The 15665-nt window shown below is 71.7% G+C and carries 14 protein-coding genes; 6 read left to right on the plus strand and 8 right to left on the minus strand.

The window, feature by feature from the left end; all coding sequences use genetic code 11:
• Positions 1–27 precede the first annotated feature (27 nt).
• Both ACN26Z_RS11430 and trmB read right to left on the minus strand, forming a co-directional pair.
• Positions 28–2532: a DEAD/DEAH box helicase gene (locus ACN26Z_RS11430; protein ID WP_282239248.1), complete on the minus strand. Its 2505-nt coding sequence runs from the start codon at positions 2530–2532 to the stop codon at positions 28–30.
• A 72-nt stretch (positions 2533–2604) separates the two neighbouring features.
• Positions 2605–3231 carry a tRNA (guanosine(46)-N7)-methyltransferase TrmB gene (trmB, locus tag ACN26Z_RS11435; protein WP_282240560.1) on the minus strand — a complete coding sequence of 209 codons (627 nt, stop codon included), beginning with the start codon at positions 3229–3231 and terminating at the stop codon, positions 2605–2607.
• A 218-nt stretch (positions 3232–3449) separates the two neighbouring features.
• On the opposite strand from trmB, the gene ACN26Z_RS11440 reads away from it, so the two are divergent.
• Both ACN26Z_RS11440 and ACN26Z_RS11445 read left to right on the plus strand, forming a co-directional pair.
• Positions 3450–4067 carry a hypothetical protein gene (locus ACN26Z_RS11440; RefSeq protein WP_421464619.1) on the plus strand — a complete coding sequence of 206 codons (618 nt, stop codon included), beginning with the start codon at positions 3450–3452 and terminating at the stop codon, positions 4065–4067.
• A 393-nt stretch (positions 4068–4460) separates the two neighbouring features.
• Positions 4461–5069 carry a class F sortase gene (locus ACN26Z_RS11445; RefSeq protein WP_421464621.1) on the plus strand — a complete coding sequence of 203 codons (609 nt, stop codon included), beginning with the start codon at positions 4461–4463 and terminating at the stop codon, positions 5067–5069.
• Between the two features lie 43 nt (positions 5070–5112).
• On the opposite strand, the gene ACN26Z_RS11450 is transcribed toward ACN26Z_RS11445, so the two are convergent.
• From ACN26Z_RS11450 to ACN26Z_RS11460, 3 genes are all read right to left on the minus strand, one after another.
• Complete coding sequence (locus tag ACN26Z_RS11450) at positions 5113–5424, minus strand: antibiotic biosynthesis monooxygenase family protein (protein WP_204012123.1); 312 nt, start codon at positions 5422–5424, stop codon at positions 5113–5115.
• Positions 5425–5593: 169 nt separating this feature from the next.
• The gene (locus ACN26Z_RS11455; protein WP_421461127.1) at positions 5594–6391 is read right to left on the minus strand and encodes an exodeoxyribonuclease III; all 798 of its coding nucleotides are present in this window, start codon (positions 6389–6391) and stop codon (positions 5594–5596) included.
• A 102-nt stretch (positions 6392–6493) separates the two neighbouring features.
• Positions 6494–7417: a proteasome assembly chaperone family protein gene (locus tag ACN26Z_RS11460; RefSeq protein WP_093404686.1), complete on the minus strand. Its 924-nt coding sequence runs from the start codon at positions 7415–7417 to the stop codon at positions 6494–6496.
• A gap of 193 nt (positions 7418–7610) precedes the next feature.
• Here ACN26Z_RS11460 and ACN26Z_RS11465 point away from each other — a divergent pair, with 193 nt between their 5' ends.
• A complete protein-coding gene (locus ACN26Z_RS11465; protein WP_421461130.1) occupies positions 7611–8375 on the plus strand; it encodes a hypothetical protein in 765 nt (254 codons plus the stop codon).
• Here ACN26Z_RS11465 and ACN26Z_RS11470 read toward each other — a convergent pair.
• Positions 8363–9214 carry a GDSL-type esterase/lipase family protein gene (locus ACN26Z_RS11470; RefSeq protein WP_282239239.1) on the minus strand — a complete coding sequence of 284 codons (852 nt, stop codon included), beginning with the start codon at positions 9212–9214 and terminating at the stop codon, positions 8363–8365. The genes ACN26Z_RS11465 and ACN26Z_RS11470 overlap by 13 nt on opposite strands.
• 138 nt (positions 9215–9352) lie before the next feature.
• Positions 9353–9949 carry an antibiotic biosynthesis monooxygenase gene (locus ACN26Z_RS11475; RefSeq protein ID WP_093404678.1) on the minus strand — a complete coding sequence of 199 codons (597 nt, stop codon included), beginning with the start codon at positions 9947–9949 and terminating at the stop codon, positions 9353–9355.
• A 124-nt stretch (positions 9950–10073) separates the two neighbouring features.
• Here ACN26Z_RS11475 and ACN26Z_RS11480 point away from each other — a divergent pair, with 124 nt between their 5' ends.
• The 3 genes from ACN26Z_RS11480 to ACN26Z_RS11490 are packed head-to-tail and all read left to right on the plus strand — an operon-like array spanning position 10074 to position 12766.
• Entirely contained in the window at positions 10074–10337 is a 264-nt protein-coding gene (locus tag ACN26Z_RS11480) for a DUF6343 family protein (protein WP_210935265.1), read from the plus strand.
• 14 nt (positions 10338–10351) lie between these two features.
• Positions 10352–11764: an NADP-dependent succinic semialdehyde dehydrogenase gene (locus ACN26Z_RS11485; RefSeq protein ID WP_421461133.1), complete on the plus strand. Its 1413-nt coding sequence runs from the start codon at positions 10352–10354 to the stop codon at positions 11762–11764.
• A 42-nt stretch (positions 11765–11806) separates the two neighbouring features.
• Entirely contained in the window at positions 11807–12766 is a 960-nt protein-coding gene (locus tag ACN26Z_RS11490; protein WP_282239237.1) for a TIGR03885 family FMN-dependent LLM class oxidoreductase, read from the plus strand.
• Between the two features lie 150 nt (positions 12767–12916).
• On the opposite strand, the gene ACN26Z_RS11495 is transcribed toward ACN26Z_RS11490, so the two are convergent.
• Positions 12917–15526 carry a glycoside hydrolase family 9 protein gene (locus tag ACN26Z_RS11495; protein WP_282239236.1) on the minus strand — a complete coding sequence of 870 codons (2610 nt, stop codon included), beginning with the start codon at positions 15524–15526 and terminating at the stop codon, positions 12917–12919.
• Between the last annotated feature and the right edge of the window lie 139 nt (positions 15527–15665).

A 15665-nucleotide genomic window follows, 5' to 3' on the forward strand; every position in this document is an offset into this window, starting at 1 on the left:
TCCCGGACGGCCCCCGTAGGAAAAATTTCAGAGCTGGCCGACGTCGGTGATCCGCACGACGGCGGCACCCGCCTCGTCGGAGGCGGCCAGGTCGACCTCGGCGCTGATGCCCCAGTCGTGGTCGCCCTCCGGGTCGTCCAGGATCTGCCGCACCGTCCAGCGCTCCCGACCCTGTTCGATCATGAGCAGCGCCGGGCCGCGGGCGTCCGGGCCGGTTCCGATGCCGTCGTACGACTCGAAGTAGGGCTCCAGCGCGTCGGCCCAGGCGTCGGCGGGCCAGCCGGAGTCGGCGTCCAACTCGCCGAGCGCGTCCCAGTGCCGCAGCGCGGCCAGCTCGACCCGCCGGAACAGGGCGTTGCGCACCAGCACCCGGAACGCCCGCGGGTTGCGGGTCACCGCCGCCGGGCGGTCGTCCAGGGCAGCGGCCACCTCGGGCAGGTCGGTCGGGTTGCGCAGCCGTTCCCACTCGTCGATGAGGCTGGAGTCGACCTGGCGGACCAGCTCACCCAGCCACTCGATCAGGTCGACCAGTTCCTCGGTCTTGGCCTCCTCGGGCACTGTCTGCCGCAGCGTCTTGTACGCGTCGGCCAGGTAGCGCAGCACCAGCCCCTCCGAGCGGGACAACCCGTAGAACTGCACGTACTCGGTGAAGGTCATCGCCCGCTCGTACATGTCCCGGACCACGGACTTGGGGGAGAGCTGGTGGTCGGCCACCCAGGGGTGCCCCCGCCGGTACATCTCGTAGGCGTTCTCCAGCAGCTCGGCGAGCGGCTTCGGCCAGGTCACCTCGTCGAGCAGTTCGAGCCGGGCCTCGTACTCGATGCCCTCGGCCTTCATCGCGGCGACCGCCTCGCCGCGAGCCTTGAACTGCTGCGCGGAGAGCACCTGGCGCGGGTCGTCGAGGATCGACTCGATCACCGACAGCACATCCAGGGCGTACGACGGGGACTCGCTGTCCAGCAGCTCGATGGTGGCCAGCGCGAGCGGGGACAGGGGCTGGTTGAGCGCGAAGTCGAGTTGCAGGTCGACGGTGAGCCGGACCCGGCGCCCGGTCTCGTCCGGCTCGGGCAGCTCCTCGACCACCCCGCCGGCCCGCAGCGCCCGGTAGATGGCGATGGCCCGGCGGATGTGCCGGCGCTGGGCCGCCGCGTCCTCGTGGTTGTCGGTGAGCAGGTGCCGCATGGCCACGAACGCGTCGCCGGGGCGGCCGATGACGTTGAGCAGCATCGAGTGGCTGACCTGGAAGCTGGAGGTGAGCGGTTCCGGTTCGGCCTCCACCAGGCGGTCGAAGGTGGGCTTGCCCCAGCCGATGGAGCCCTCCGGCGGCTTCTTGCGCACCACCTTGCGTCGCTTCTTCGGGTCGTCGCCCGCCTTGGCGAGAGCCTTCTCGTTCTCGATGACGTGTTCGGGTGCCTGCACCACGACCCGGCCGATGGTGTCGAAGCCGGCCCGGCCGGCCCGACCGGCGATCTGATGGAACTCGCGGGCCTTCAGCAGCCGGGTGCGTACCCCGTCGTACTTGGACAGGCCGGTGAACAGCACCGTGCGGATCGGCACGTTGATCCCGACGCCGAGGGTGTCCGTACCGCAGATGACCTTGAGCAGCCCGGCCTGGGCGAGGGTCTCCACCAGCCGGCGGTACTTGGGCAGCATCCCGGCGTGGTGCACGCCGATGCCGTGCCGGACCAGCCGGGACAGCGTCTTGCCGAAGCCGGAGGTGAACCGGAACCCGCCGATCGCCGCCGCGATCATGTCCTTCTCGGCCCGGGTGCAGACGTTTACGCTCATCAGCGCCTGGGCGCGTTCCAGGGCGGCGGCCTGGGTGAAGTGCACCACGTACACCGGAGCCTGCTTGGTCTCCAGCAACTCTTCGAGGGTCTCGTGCAGCGGTGTCATCGCGTACGAGAAGAGCAGCGGGACCGGCCGCTCGGCCGAGCGGACGACGGCTGTCGCCCGGCCGGTACGCCGGGTCAGGTCGTCGACGAACCGGGTGGTGTCGCCGAGCGTCGCCGACATCAGCACGAACTGGGCCTGCGGCAGCTCGATCAGCGGTACCTGCCAGGCCCAGCCCCGGTCCGGTTCGGCGTAGAAGTGGAACTCGTCCATGACCACCTGGCCGACGTCGGCCCGGGCGCCCTCGCGCAGCGCCAGGTTGGCCAGGATCTCCGCGGTGCAGCAGATGATCGGGGCGTCGGCGTTGACGCTGGCGTCGCCGGTGAGCATGCCGACGTTCTCGGCGCCGAACACCTCGCACAACGCGAAGAACTTCTCCGACACCAGCGCCTTGATCGGCGCGGTGTAGAAGGTCGTCCGGTCGTCGGCCAGGGCGGCGAAGTGCGCCGCGATGGCGACCAGGCTCTTACCCGAGCCGGTCGGGGTATTCATGATCACGTTGGCCCCGGAGACGATCTCGATGACCGCCTCCTCCTGGTGGGGGTAGAGGTCCAGGCCGCGCTCGGACGCCCAACTGGCGAACGCGTCGTAGAGGGTGTCGGGGTCGGCGGTCTTCGGCAGCGCGGCGGTGAGTGTCATGGCCGGTCCATGGTGCCTGGATGAATTGCTTGTGCGCCAACCGGGGCAGCCGGCGCTCGCCCGCCGTCGGGCCTACCCGTGGCGGCGGTAGATCAGGTCGGCGACCGGGCGGCCGGCCCGCAGCGCCCGCCGCTCGAACCGGGTCACCGGCCGGTACGCGGGCCGGGGAGCGTACCCGTCGTAGGCGTTGACCAGACCCGGGTCGGCGTCCAGCGTCGCCCGCATCGCCTCGGCGTACTCAGCCCAGTCGGTGGCGCAGTGCAGCGTGCCGCCGACCGCCAACCGGGAACGCAACCGCGCCACATGGGTCGGCTGGATCAGCCGCCGCTTGTGGTGGCGGGACTTCGGCCACGGGTCCGGAAAGAAGACGTGCACCGCGTCCAGCGAACTGGGCGGCAGCAGATCGAGCAACTCCATCGCGTCGCCCTCGACGATCCGGACATTGCCCAGGTCCCGAAGGTGAATCAGGTCCAGCAGGTTCGCGATTCCCGGGGTGTGCACCTCGACCGCCAGATAATCTCGATCCGGGTCGGCGGCGGCCATCTCGGCGGTCGCATCGCCCATGCCGGAACCGATCTCGACCACCAGTGGGGCCCGGCGGCCGAACAGGCCGACAGGGTCGAACGGGTCGGCGTCGGCGACGCGCAGCCCGTACCGCGGCCAGAGCTGGTCCAACGCCGTCACCTGCCGGCCGCTCATCCGGCCGCGCCGCGGGTGGTAGGTACGGATCGCCCGCGCCAGGTGCGGCGCGGCGACGGCGGGAGTCGGGTCGGTGGAGGTCACCACCAACCGAGCCTACGCGAGCACCACGCAAGACCGGATGTGATGTACGCCCGGTGGTGAGACCATCATCGGTGGAAGGCAGGACCGGGTGTCCGGCAGTGCCCGGCGACCGCACCGGCGCACCGGGAGGGGGCATCGTGTCAGCAGCCAGGCAGGCGCTGTCCGCTGCTTCGCCGCGTACCGTCGCAGCCTTCGCTCCGCTGCTCGCGCTCACCCTGGCCACTCCGCTGCTGGCGGCGACGCCGGCCGTGGCCGCACCCGCGCGGGCCGCCGTCGCGCCGTTCGTCGCCGGGCAACCCGGCGGTGGGCAACCCGGTGCGCCTGCGGGTGCGCCGCAGCCGGGCCCGACCGTGTTCGTGGAGGTCTCGCCGAGCATGGTGGAACCGGGCCATCTGGTCGGGCTCCGGGCCAGCTGCCACGACAACTCGGTAGGCGCCATCGTCGTCTCGGACGCGTTCGGCCGGGTCGCCGTGCAGCCGCAGCGCGGGCTGCTGACCGGCACGGCGATGGTCAAGGAGCGGGTGCTCCCCGGCAACTACCGGGTCAAGCTGGAGTGCCGGGGTGGCGAGACCGCGTCCACCATGATCCAGGTCGTACGCCACATGAAACCCAGTCGGGGGCCGGCGACCGGCTTCGGCGGTGGTGCCGGCAACCTCACCGCCAATTTGCTGCTCCCCGGCGGTCTGGCGTTGACCGTCACCGGCATGGTCCTCTGGGTCAGCGCGACCCGCCGTCGCGGTAGCCGACGGTGAGCCGCCATGACCACCGCCCGCACACCCCGCCCCACCAACTTGACAGGTACCCCGGCACGCACCGACTCCGGCCGGGCCACCCCGCGCACCGCCGGAGTGCCGCCCCGCCCCGCCGGTAGTCCGCCCCGCCCCACCTACCGCCCCGACCTGTTCGTACCCGCGGCCAGCCCGCCACCGCGCCACGGCGACCGCTCGGGTTCCGGCTCCGTACCCGGTAACGGCGACGGTGCGGCGGGCCCCGGTTCCACGCCGCGCCCGCACGGCTGGGCTGCGGTGCCGGACCTCGGCTCCCGGCGCGCTCGCGCCGCGGCACCGTTCACCGATCGACGCCGGGCACCGCGCAGCGCCAGCGGATCCGCCCGCACGACGCGCTCCGGGCGCAGCCCGTGGTCACTGCCGCTCGCGGTGCTGCTCGTGCTGGCCGGCGTGTTCGCCACCGGGGCCGGGCTCGGGCACACCGTCGGCGGACCGCTCGACTGGACCACCACCGGCGATGAACGCGGCTCCGGCGGAGTATCGGCGGTACCCGCCGGGCGTACCGCCGCGCGGCCGGTGAGCCTGTCCATCCCGTCGATCGACGTCTCGGCACCGGTGCAGCCGGTCGGCGACGCACCGGACGGCTCGATCGCCGTGCCGCCGCTGAGCCGGCACGAGGAAACCGGGTGGTACGACCGTGGGCCGGTGCCGGGCGACCCGGGGCCGGCGGTCATCGTCGGGCACGTGGACACCAGGAGCGGCCCGTCGGTCTTCTACGACCTGGGCAAGCTGAAGGTGGGTGACACCGTCGAGGTGGCCCGCGAGGACGACTCGGTGGCCGTGTTCACCGTCAACTCGGTGGAACACTTTCCTAAGGACCGGCTGCCCGCCGACCGGGTCTACGGTCACGAGGGCCCGCCCGGCCTGCGGCTGATCACCTGCGGCGGCGAGTGGCTCGGCGGTGGCACCGGCTACGCCGACAACGTCATCGCCTTCGCCACCCTCACCACCACCCGTCCCTCCTGACGTACCCGCCGCCACTGCTCCGGCCCGGCGACGAGAAACGTCGTCAGGGAACCTGTTGCACGACCTCGAACTCCAGGAGGGTGGCACCGGAGGCGACGGGTGGCCTCCGCTCCGCCCCGGGCGGGGTGGCGTGGGCGGCCCGGGCGGGGCCGGCGGCCCAGTCCTGGTACGCCTGCTCGGTCTCCCACCGGGTGTAGACGAAGTAGCGGTTCTCGCCGGCCACCGGGCGCAGCAGTTCGAAGCCGAGGAAACCGGGGGAGTTCTCCACCGCGCGGGCCCGGGCGGCGAACCGCTTCTCCAACTCCTCGCCGCCACCGGGCGGAACGTCGATCGCGTTGATCTTCACAACTGCCATGGCCTCACCCTAGCCGGCGCCGCCGGCCACGGGCGCGGTGCGGGCGCGGTTGCGGGAAGTGGGCTTTCCGGGCAGCGGGAGAGGCCGACTTGCGGCATCTCGTGCCGCTGGGTCGGCATCGGGGTGGGCGGGGGCAGCCGCGCCGGTCCGGGTCGGCGCGACGTGGCGCTCAGAAGGACTCGACGGTGGGGGTGAGGTCGGCGTCGACCACGACGGGGGCGTGGTCGGAGGGGCCCTTGCCCTTGCGGGCCTCCCGGTCCACGTACGCCGACCGGACGACGCGGGCCAGTGGGGCCGAGGCGTACACCAGGTCGATGCGCATGCCCTTGTTCTGGTGGAACATGCCGGCCCGGTAGTCCCAGTAGGTGAACGGGTGCGGGCCCTTCATCGGGGTGGGCACCACGTCGGTGAGGCCGAGATCGCGCAGCGCCGCCAGGGCGGCCCGTTCGGGCGGGGTGACGTGGGTGGAGTTGACGAACAGCGCCGGATCCCAGACGTCGTCGTCGGTGGGGGCCACGTTGAAGTCGCCGCAGACGGCCAGCGGCGCGCGGTTCGTCAGTTCGGTGTCCAGCGCGTCCCGCAGCGCGGCCAGCCAGGCCAGCTTGTACGCGTAGTGCGGGTCGTCGGGCGTGCGGCCGTTCGGCACGTACACCGACCAGACCCGCAGCCCGCCGCAGGTGGCCGAGATCGCCCGGGCCTCCGGCTCGGGAAAGCCGGGCTCGCCGGGGAACCCGACTGTGACGTCGGCCAGACCGACCCGGGACAGGATGGCGACCCCGTTCCAGCGGCCGTCGCTGTGGCTGGCCACCGTGTACCCCAGCTCACCCACCTCGGTCGCCGGGAAGGCGCCGTCGGAACACTTGGTCTCCTGGAGACAGACCACGTCCGGCGCGGTGCCGGCCAGCCAGTCGAGCAGCCGGGGCAGCCGGGCCTTCACCGAGTTCACGTTCCACGTCGCCAGGCGCATGATGCCAGCCTGCCCCATCTCCGCTGGGCCCGCTCGGCCACCGCCGGCCGACACGCGCCGAGGTCGTCGGCGTGCCGCCCGCGTCAGCCCGAAGACCCCCGGTCAACTCCCCGGGGTATCGTTGTTCGGGCGGGTCTGCTCGGCGAGGAAACGCTCCAACTCGGCACCGAGTTCCTCGGCCGTGGGCAGGGGGCCGTTCTCCGTGGCGAGCAGGTTCTTCTCACCCCGCCCCCGGGCGTACGCGTCGTACTGCTCCTCAAGCGCCTGGACCAGGCTGGTGGCCTCGTCGCTCTGCGCGACCTGCCGGTCGATCTCCACCCGCACCACCTCGGCGGCCGAGCGCAGCCCGTCCCGGGGCAGCAGCAGCCCGGTGCTGCGGGACACCGACGCCAGCAGCACCTCGGCGGCGGCCGGGTACTCGGCTTGCGCCACGTAGTGCGGCACGTGCGCGGCGAAGCCCAGCGCGTCGCGGCCCGCCTCGCCGAGGCGGAACTCCAGCAGGTGACCGACGCTGCCGGGGACCTGCACCCGTTGCAGCCACGGTTCGTAACCGGAGATCAGGTCACGCCGGGTGGCGTGCGCGGTCACGCCGGTCGGCCGGGTGTGCGGCACCGCCATCGGGATCGCGTTGAGCCCGACGGTGAGCCGTACGTCCAGTCGGGCGGCGAGCCCGGCGACGGCGGCGGTGAACCGTTCCCACTGAAGGTCCGGCTCCGGGCCGGTGAGCAGCAGGAACGGGGTCTCGTCGTCGTCGTGGAGCAGGTGCAGCTCCAACTCCGGGTCGTCGTAGCTCTCCCAGTGGTCCTCGACGAAGGTCATCACCGGTCGGCGGGAGCGGTAGTCGAAGAGTTGATCCAGGTCGAACCGGGCGATCGGGCGGGACTCCAGCGATGTGAGCAGCTGTTCGCGGGCGAGCCGGCTCGCGTTACCTGCGTCGACGAAACCGGTGAGCGCCTGGATCAGGACCGGCTGACCGAGGTCGGGCAGATCGTCGGTGAGTTCGTAGAGCTCGTGTGGGTCGAGCACCGGTGCGGCCTCCCTGCATGTGCGTAACGGGGCCACCGGACTCGCGGTGCCCCGATCGCCAGAACGTACCTGCCATCCTCGTGCATTCCTGTCGGGCCGGTCCGCCCGGCCCGGGGTCGCCGTGCGATCGGCCGACGGTACGCCGTTGCCCCGGCGGGGTACACATGGATGGTCGCCACCGAAAGGAGAGGTGATGAGCGATCCCGTGCCCGCCGAGGGCCAACCCGTCACCCCGGCTCCGCCGCCGTCCGGCAGTCGGGTCGTCGAGGCGCCGCCGGCCACGCTGTGGGACCGGATGCGCCAGGATCCGCAGTACGCTCCGGAGCACCTCGCGCTCGAGGCGGTGCGCCGGCTCGGTCCGGAGGCCGCGCAGTGGGTGCAGCGGATCCGGGCCGCGCAGCCCGGCATCGGCGCCGAGGCCCTGGCGGAGCAGGCGGTACGCCGGTTCGTCAACCAGGCTCGGCTCTCCGGGGCCGTCTCGGGCGCGGCCGGACTGCCCGGTGCGGTGATCGACGTCGGCGTGCTGGCCTGGACCCAGGCCCGCATGGTCCTGCACGTCGCCGCCGCGTACGGTGCCGACCCGACGCATTCCGACCGTGCCACCGACCTGCTGGTGCTGCAGAAGGTGCACAAGGTCGCCGCGAGCGCCCGCGTGGCGCTGGGCGTGGCGGCTGGACGGGAACGGGCGGGCGCGCTGTTCGGCGGTGGCGGGCAGGCACCGCTCGGCCGGGTGATGCTGCACCTCGGGGTGCGCCTCGCGCAGATGGCCGGGGTACGCGCGGCGAAACGGCTCTTCGCCAAGGTGGTCCCCGGAGCGGCGATCATCCTTGGCACCTGGGCGAACTCGTCGGCGACCAAGAAGCTGGCCGAGCGTGCCCGGGCGCTCTACCGTCAACACGGCGAGGCTCGGATCCCGCTGCCCCGTCATTCGGAGGAGAACGGCGATCAGTCGGCGTAGCCGGAGGAACGCCAGGTCACTTCGGCGAGGCGGGACTGACCGGCGGCGTTGGGGTGGAAGTAGTCAAGCGCGTTCACCAGGTCCAGGTCGAAGCGGATCCGGTGCGCGGCGCCGCCGTCATAGCGGCATCGGGAGCCGTACGCCCGGCAGGCCGCCTTCAGCTGACCGTTGTATGCACTGATCCGTTCCCGGAACGCCGCGCGGCGGCTCCGATCTGCCGGTGCGGTCGACGTCGCCTCGGCCAGCAGCGCCGGACATATGCCCCGCCGCCAGGCACGTACCGCCCGGGGTTCATCGTGGCCGACCTCCCAGAGCCGGTACAGGTTCGGAATGCTGACGACCAGGACACGAGCCTTCGGCCGCCCCTCGCGCAGCACCCGCAGCCCTCGGTCGATCTCGGCCCGGAAGTCGGCCACCGGGGTCATCGCGTCGATCGTGCCGCGACAGGCGTCGTTGGCGCCGACCAGCACGGTGACGTAGTCGGCGCGATCGCGTACCGCCGCCTCGGCCTGGCCGGCCAGCGCGGCGGCCCGGGCTCCCGCCCGGGCGCGGTTGTGGGCCTTGCCGCGCAGGTTGGGGTTCCGGTCGAGCAGCCGGCGGTAGTGGCTGTCGACCCGCAGTCCGTCCCCCGTCGACCAGGAGTTGCGCTCGCACGAGGTGAGGACCAGGCAGGACCCGAAGCCGGTGGTGATCGAGTCACCGAGGGCGGCGACGACCCGGGGGGAGCCGGGCTGGGCCGTGCCGCCCGACGGTCGCGGCGCCGCGTCCCCACCCGCCTCGCAGGCCAACGCGACGAGCGCGAGCAGGCAGACGGCGGCGGTGGTCCAGCGTCCAGGCATGACTTCCCCAGCCTCACAGCGCAGAGCGACAGCACGGTGACTCTACGCGCGTAGGCCGGGTTGATCGCGCGCTGCTGTCGGGGATGCGGCAGTGCCCTGTCGTGTCCCAGGCTCGCGTGGTATGGGGTTGACGGTCGTCTACCTGTGCCAGGGTGCCCGCTGGCCGTGCAGCCACCAGTGCAGCGCCCGGGTGATCCGGGGCAGCACCAGGTAGGTCATCAGCGGGGTCAGGGTGAGCGTCATGAGCAGCACCCGCGCCGCGGTCGGCAGCCCCGGCAGGAACTCGCCGGTGAGCAGCGTGGCGGTCAGGCTGAGCGGGAAGAACGCAAGCCAGATCGTCACCGCCTGCTTCCAGCGCGGCGGCGACGGCGGCACTGTCGGTTCCGCGTCCAGCGGCTCGACGGCGGCCGCGTGCGGCGGGTCGAACCAGCCCTCGATGCCGGTCCGCCGCTCGACGTGGGTGTGCTCGACGATGCCCTGCGCCGACGTCAGCCACCAGTGTCGCTGCGGCGATTCCTCCCAACGTCGCAGGGTGTCCGGGTCGGCGAACCGGTAGAGCATGTGCCAGTCGCCCGATCCTGGGGCGCGGCGTACCCAACCCGCGCCCAGGAAGCCCGGGAACGCCTCGGCCAGCGCGGTGCCCGCCCGCATCCACGCCACCATCTCGTCGGTACGGGCGGGGTCGGCGCGTCGGGCGACGGCGACGGTCACCGGCTCGGCATGGCTCACGGTCATGGGTCCATGTTCCCCGCCGATGCCCGGATCGGCCGGGTCACGTGGGGCCGGTGTAACGCAACGCACGGTCGGAAAGCGGGTGCGGGCGACGGTTAGCGCTGGCGGCGCGGGGTAGGTGGAGGTGATGACGAGATCACAGCCTCGGCGTGCCCGTGGCACGGTCGGTCACGCGTACAGCGCACTGAATCTGCGACTGGCGCTGGCCAGCTTCGGGCTCGTCACCATGACCGTTTTCGCGGTGTTGGCGTTCCGTGCCGACGTGGCCTGGTTGGGGGTCGTCTGCGCCGTCTTCGCGGTGGTTGCCGTGGTTGACCTGATCATCATTCAACGTCGTCGCGCCGCCCGCCGCCGGGAGGAGCCCGGCGCGCGGCACTCGCTCTTCGAGTGACGGGAGAAGCCCTGATGACCATCGCCACCACCAATCCGGTAAACGGCCAGGTGCTCAAGACGTACGAGGCGATGTCCGACGAGCAGATCGACGGCGCGATCGAACGGACCGACCTGGCGTACCGGCAGTTGCGCGACACCACGATCGAGCAGCGCGGGCGGTGGCTGACCGCGGCGGCCGACCTGCTGGAGGCGGAGCGGAACGAGATCGCCCGCCTGATGACCATCGAGATGGGCAAGACGCTCGCCGCCGCCAAGGCCGAGGTCACCAAGTGCGCCACCGCCTGCCGCTTCTACGCCGACCGGGCGGCCGAGTTCCTCGCCGACGAGCCGGCCGACGCCGAGGCGGTCTCGGCGACCCGGGCGTTCGTCCGTTACCAGCCGATCGGTCCGGTGCTGGCGGTGATGCCATGGAACTTCCCCCTCTGGCAGGTCATGCGCTTCGCCGCGCCGGCCCTGATGGCCGGCAACACCGGCCTGCTCAAGCACGCCTCCAACGTGCCGCAGACCGCGCTGCTGCTGGAGGACCTGTTCCGCCGGGCCGGCTTCCCGGAGGGCGCGTTCACCACCCTGCTGGTCGGCTCCGACGCGGTGGACCGGATTCTGAGCGATCCCCGGGTCCGCGCCGCCACGCTGACCGGCAGTGAGGTCGCCGGCCGGTCGATCGCGCAGATCGCCGGCCGGGAGCTGAAGAAGACGGTGCTGGAGCTGGGTGGCAGCGACCCGTTCGTGGTGATGCCCTCCGCCGACGTGGAACTGGCGGCGCAGGTTGCCACCACCGCCCGCTGCCAGAACAACGGCCAGTCCTGCATCGCGGCCAAGCGTTTCATCGTGCACACCGACGTCTACGACGCCTTCGCCGAGGCGTTCGCGCACCGCATGTCGGCGCTGCGGGTGGGCGACCCGATGGACGGCGGCACCGACGTCGGCCCGCTGGCCTCCGAGCGGGGGCGCGACGAGGTCGACGCGCAGGTACGGGACGCGGTCGACAAAGGAGCCACGGTGCTCTGTGGCGGGGAGAAGCCGAGCGGGGAGGGCTGGTTCTACCCGCCGACGGTGGTGACAGATCTGAACCCGGGTATGCGGATGTGGGCGGAGGAGGTGTTCGGGCCGGTCGCCGGGTTGTACCGGGCCTCGTCGTACGACGAGGCGATCGAGTTGGCCAACGGCACCAGCTTCGGGCTCGGCTCGAACGCCTGGACCCGCGACCCGCAGGAGCAGCAGCGGTTCGCCACCGACCTGGAGGCCGGGGCCGTCTTCATCAACGGGATGACGACGTCCTACCCCGAACTGCCCTTCGGCGGGGTGAAGAACTCCGGCTACGGCCGGGAACTCTCCGCCCAGGGCATGCACGAGTTCTGCAATGTCAAGACGGTCTGGGTGGGGGAGGGCGCCGCCACTGCCGGCGCCGGCAGCCACTCCGAGTAGCTGCTGCTTACTCCTGCCCCCGGGTGGGTAGTGAAGCGCGGCATGACGGCGATCGCGTTCCACGCTTCCCACGAGCAGATCCACCCGCGCGAACTGCTGGCGGCGGTGATCCACGCCGAGCAGGTCGGCTTCGACGCCGCCATGTGCTCCGACCACTTCGCCCCCTGGAGCGAACGCCAGGGCCACTCCGGATTCGCCTGGTCCTGGCTCGGGTCGGCGTTGCAGGCCACCGGCCTGTCATTCGGGGTGGTCAACGCGCCCGGGCAGCGCTACCACCCGGCGATCATCGCGCAGGCGATCGGCACGCTCGCCGCCATGTACCCGGGTCGGTTCTGGGCGGCTCTGGGCTCCGGGGAGGCCGCAAACGAGCACATCACCGGCGACGCGTGGCCGCGCAAGGACGTACGCAACGCGCGGCTGCGCGAGTGCGTGGACGTCATCCGCGCCCTGCTGGCCGGCGAGGAGGTCAGTCACGACGGCCTGGTCCGGGTCGACCGGGCGAAGCTGTGGAGCCGCCCGGAGCAGCCACCGGCGCTGGTCGGGGCCGCCGTCAGTGTCGCCACCGCCCGCTGGTGTGCCGAGTGGGCGGACGGCCTCATCACGGTGAACGCGCCGACCGACCACCTGCGCCGCATGATCGACGCCTACCGGGAGGCCGGAGGTCGTGGACCTGTGCACCTCCAGGTGCACCTGAGCTGGGCGCCCGCCCAGGCCGAGGCCGAGGCGGTCGCCTACGACCAGTGGCGCAGCAACGTGTTCGCGCCGCCGGTCTGCTGGGACCTGACCACGCCGGAACACTTCGACGTGGTCTCGGCCGAGGTGCCGATGAGCCGGCTCGCCGAGGTGGTCAACATCTCCGCCGACCTGGGTCGGCACGTGGGCTGGCTGGAGGAGTACGTGGCACTCGGCTTCGACCAGATCGCCCTCCACCACGTCGGCCAGGACCAACGCCCCTTCCTCGACACCTTCGCCGACCAGGTCCTCCCCAAACTCCGCCCCTGACCACCCGCCCAGCCACAGCCCGCCACAATGCCCGACGATCAAGAAGTTCTGGTCCGGATCCGTCACGGATCCGGACCAGAACTTCTTGATCACTTCATCGGGGTGGGGGCCGGGTGGGGTGCCGGTCGCCGACGGCACCCCACCCGGGGATCAGGACACGGTGCAGGGCGCGCCGTTGACCGTGACCAGGTTGGGCGCCGGGTTCGCGCCGCCGCCGGTGGTGGCGTTGAAGCCGAACATCACCGACGCACCCGGGTTGATCCGCGAGTTGTACGACTCGCTCTTCGCGGTCACCGTGGCCCCGGACTGCGTCACCTTGGCCATCCACGCCTCGCGCACCTTGGCGTCACCGGTGAAGGCGAACCGGGCGGTCCAGCCGTTCACCGCGGCGGTGCCGGTGTTGCGGATGTTCACCTGGGCGGTGAAGCCGGTGCCGCCCTGCCACGAGCCGTAGTTGGTGTACGACACCGTGCAGGTGGGCGCCGGCACCGCAGCGGAATCGCCCTGGTCCGCCAGGAACGAGGAGATCCAGGCCAGCGCCGAGTTCCAGTTGATCGCCACCTCGTTCGTGGAGTACGAGGCGATGTCGTCGACGAAGCAGAACATCGGTGCGCAGCCTTCGAGCAGCTGCTCCACGAACGGGTCCTGGAGCGCGGCGTTCGGACCACCGGCGATCGAACCGGCCGGCGGCTTCGGCATGCTCGGGTCGAGCTGGAAGCCGAAGATCCGGCTGTGCTGGTTCTCCGCCGCGTGCTCGCCCCACCCGGTCACGTACGAGATGTTCAGCGCGTTGCGGCCGAGGATGTAGTCCATCGTCTGCACCGCGCCGTCGCGGTACTTCGCCGCCCCGGTCAGGTCGAACGCGGTGGCCAGCACGACCGCGTTGTTGATGATGGCGCCGTTACCGCCCCAGAAGTAGCTGTTCGGGTCACCGGGCATGGGCAACCCGTACGCCTGCCGGCCGATCTCGGCGAGGTAACCGTCAGCGGCGTCGATGACCGACTCGCGGATTCGGGTCTGCTCGGCGGCCGGCAGCCCGTTCGGCACGGTGGCCAGGTCGAGGCGACCCAGCGCGGCCACGCTCTGCCAGCCGAAGCCCCGGGGGTCGAAGACGTCACCGGTGTGGTGCGGCGAGGCGGTCAGATCGGTCAGGTAGGCGCTCTCGCCGGTGGTCAGGTACAGCTCGGCGGCCGCCCAGTAGAACTCGTCGGTGACGTTTGTGTCGTCGTACGGGCCACCGCCGTTGCCGGTGGCGGGGGCGTACCGGGCCGGGTTGGCCTTGGCCGCCGCGTACGCGGTCTTCGCCGCGCTGTCGCAGCGCTGCGCGAACTCCTTGTCGTACGGGGCGAACAGTCGGGCGCACTGGGCTGCCGTGGCGGCCAGGTTCAGGGTGGCGGCGGTGGACGGCGGGTGCAGCTCGCGCGGCTCCGGGTCGTCCTCGGGCTGCATCGGCAGGCCGGTCCAGTTCCGGTCGTGGATCTTGTGGTGGGCCATCCCGGCCAGTGGCTTGCCGGCCGGAACCTGCATCCGCAGCAGGAACTCCAGCTCCCAGCGGGCCTCGTCGAGGATGTCCGGCACCCCGTTGTCCCGCTCGGGCAGCCGCAGCGTCCCGTCGCCGAGGTCGGCGCCGAAGCCGGCCGTGGCGGCGTTCTTGGTCCGCTCGAAGGCGCTCAGCAGCTGGTAGGTGGCGATGCCGCCGTTGACCACGTACTTGCCATGGTCGCCCGCGTCGTACCAACCGCCGCGTACGTCGAGCCGGTAGTCGCAGGAGTTGGCGACACAGGGCACGTCGGTGTCGCCCTGGTTCGGGGCGACGTCGAGGTGACCGGCGGGGCGGGCGTACTCCTCGCCGACCAGGTCACCGTCGATTTCGATACCGCTGCGCTGGATGTAGAAGAACTGCAGGGCGTCCGACCGCAACTGGTCGTAGAGCGTGCCGGAGATGTCGAACGGGTGGCTGACCTCGCCGTCCACCGCCAGCGTCAGCCCCTGTCCCGGGGTGCGGTACGACGAGAAGTCCAGCGAGTGCACGTTCTGTGCCGACGCCTCGTCGACCCCGCGGGGAGTGGTGGTGCCGCTGGCCAGCACGGCGCCGGAGGCGGAACGCAGTTCCCAGGGCAGCGCCTCGGTGGCCTCGGTGACCACCGTGGCGTTCTTCGGCCCGCCGGGCAGGTAACCGACCTGGTTCACCCGCACCCGGGGGCCGGTGTCCGGCACGTACGGCTCGGGCGGGTTGCCGCCGCGCAGCGAGACATTGTCCAGGCAGACGGTCTGCGCCTCGGCGCTGCCGCCGACCTGGAAGATCAGCTGGGCGCGATCGTCGTCGTTCGGAGCGACGAAGGTGCGCTCGACGCGCTGCTGGGTCGGGGTCGCGGCGGCGGTGACCGAGTAGTAGCCGGTGTAGGGCTCGCTGCCGAGTTGCAGCACGGCGGCGACCGAGCCACCAGGCGTGGCGGTGACGTCGAAGCCGAGGGTGTACTCGGCACCGGCGATCAACGGAAGCGCGTCGTGGCCGATGCCGGCGTCCCAGGGGTTGGCCAGGCCACCGGCCACGGTGGCGCAGAGCTGGCCATCGACTACGCCGAGGGTGTTGGTGCCGTATGAGAACCAGGGCGACGAGCCGTCGCTGAAGTCACCGTTGCGGATCTGTTCGGGTGCGTCGGCAGGTGGATCTGCGAACGCGGTGCCGGCGCTAACGCCGACCAGCGCCACGGCGGTCGCCGCGGCGAGCACCGCGAGACGACGTCGGGATGGCGTCACGGGGGAGTCCTTCCGACGAGCGGGACGGAATGGGTGAGGTGGGGGCGAAAGCTGGGAGCGCTCCCAGGTATCGGGCATGTTTCCAGGACGCGCAGGACATGTCAATCGATCGCATCCGATGAGAATTCACATTCACCCT

It is taken from the genome of Verrucosispora sp. WMMD703 (assembly GCF_049178935.1).
Classification (GTDB): Bacteria; Actinomycetota; Actinomycetes; order Mycobacteriales; family Micromonosporaceae; genus Micromonospora; species Micromonospora sediminimaris.

Bases quoted from the DNA above. Each gene is read 5' to 3' on its own strand.
- ACN26Z_RS11430 (WP_282239248.1), bottom strand. From the start codon at position 2,532: ATGACACTCACCGCCGCGCTGCCGAAGACCGCCGACCCCGACACCCTC.
- trmB (WP_282240560.1), bottom strand. From the start codon at position 3,231: ATGAGCGGCCGGCAGGTGACGGCGTTGGACCAGCTCTGGCCGCGGTAC.
- ACN26Z_RS11450 (WP_204012123.1), bottom strand. From the start codon at position 5,424: ATGGCAGTTGTGAAGATCAACGCGATCGACGTTCCGCCCGGTGGCGGC.
- ACN26Z_RS11455 (WP_421461127.1), bottom strand. From the start codon at position 6,391: ATGCGCCTGGCGACGTGGAACGTGAACTCGGTGAAGGCCCGGCTGCCC.
- ACN26Z_RS11465 (WP_421461130.1), top strand. From the start codon at position 7,611: ATGAGCGATCCCGTGCCCGCCGAGGGCCAACCCGTCACCCCGGCTCCG.
- ACN26Z_RS11470 (WP_282239239.1), bottom strand. From the start codon at position 9,214: ATGCCTGGACGCTGGACCACCGCCGCCGTCTGCCTGCTCGCGCTCGTC.
- ACN26Z_RS11475 (WP_093404678.1), bottom strand. From the start codon at position 9,949: ATGACCGTGAGCCATGCCGAGCCGGTGACCGTCGCCGTCGCCCGACGC.
- ACN26Z_RS11480 (WP_210935265.1), top strand. From the start codon at position 10,074: ATGACGAGATCACAGCCTCGGCGTGCCCGTGGCACGGTCGGTCACGCG.
- ACN26Z_RS11485 (WP_421461133.1), top strand. From the start codon at position 10,352: ATGACCATCGCCACCACCAATCCGGTAAACGGCCAGGTGCTCAAGACG.
- ACN26Z_RS11490 (WP_282239237.1), top strand. From the start codon at position 11,807: ATGACGGCGATCGCGTTCCACGCTTCCCACGAGCAGATCCACCCGCGC.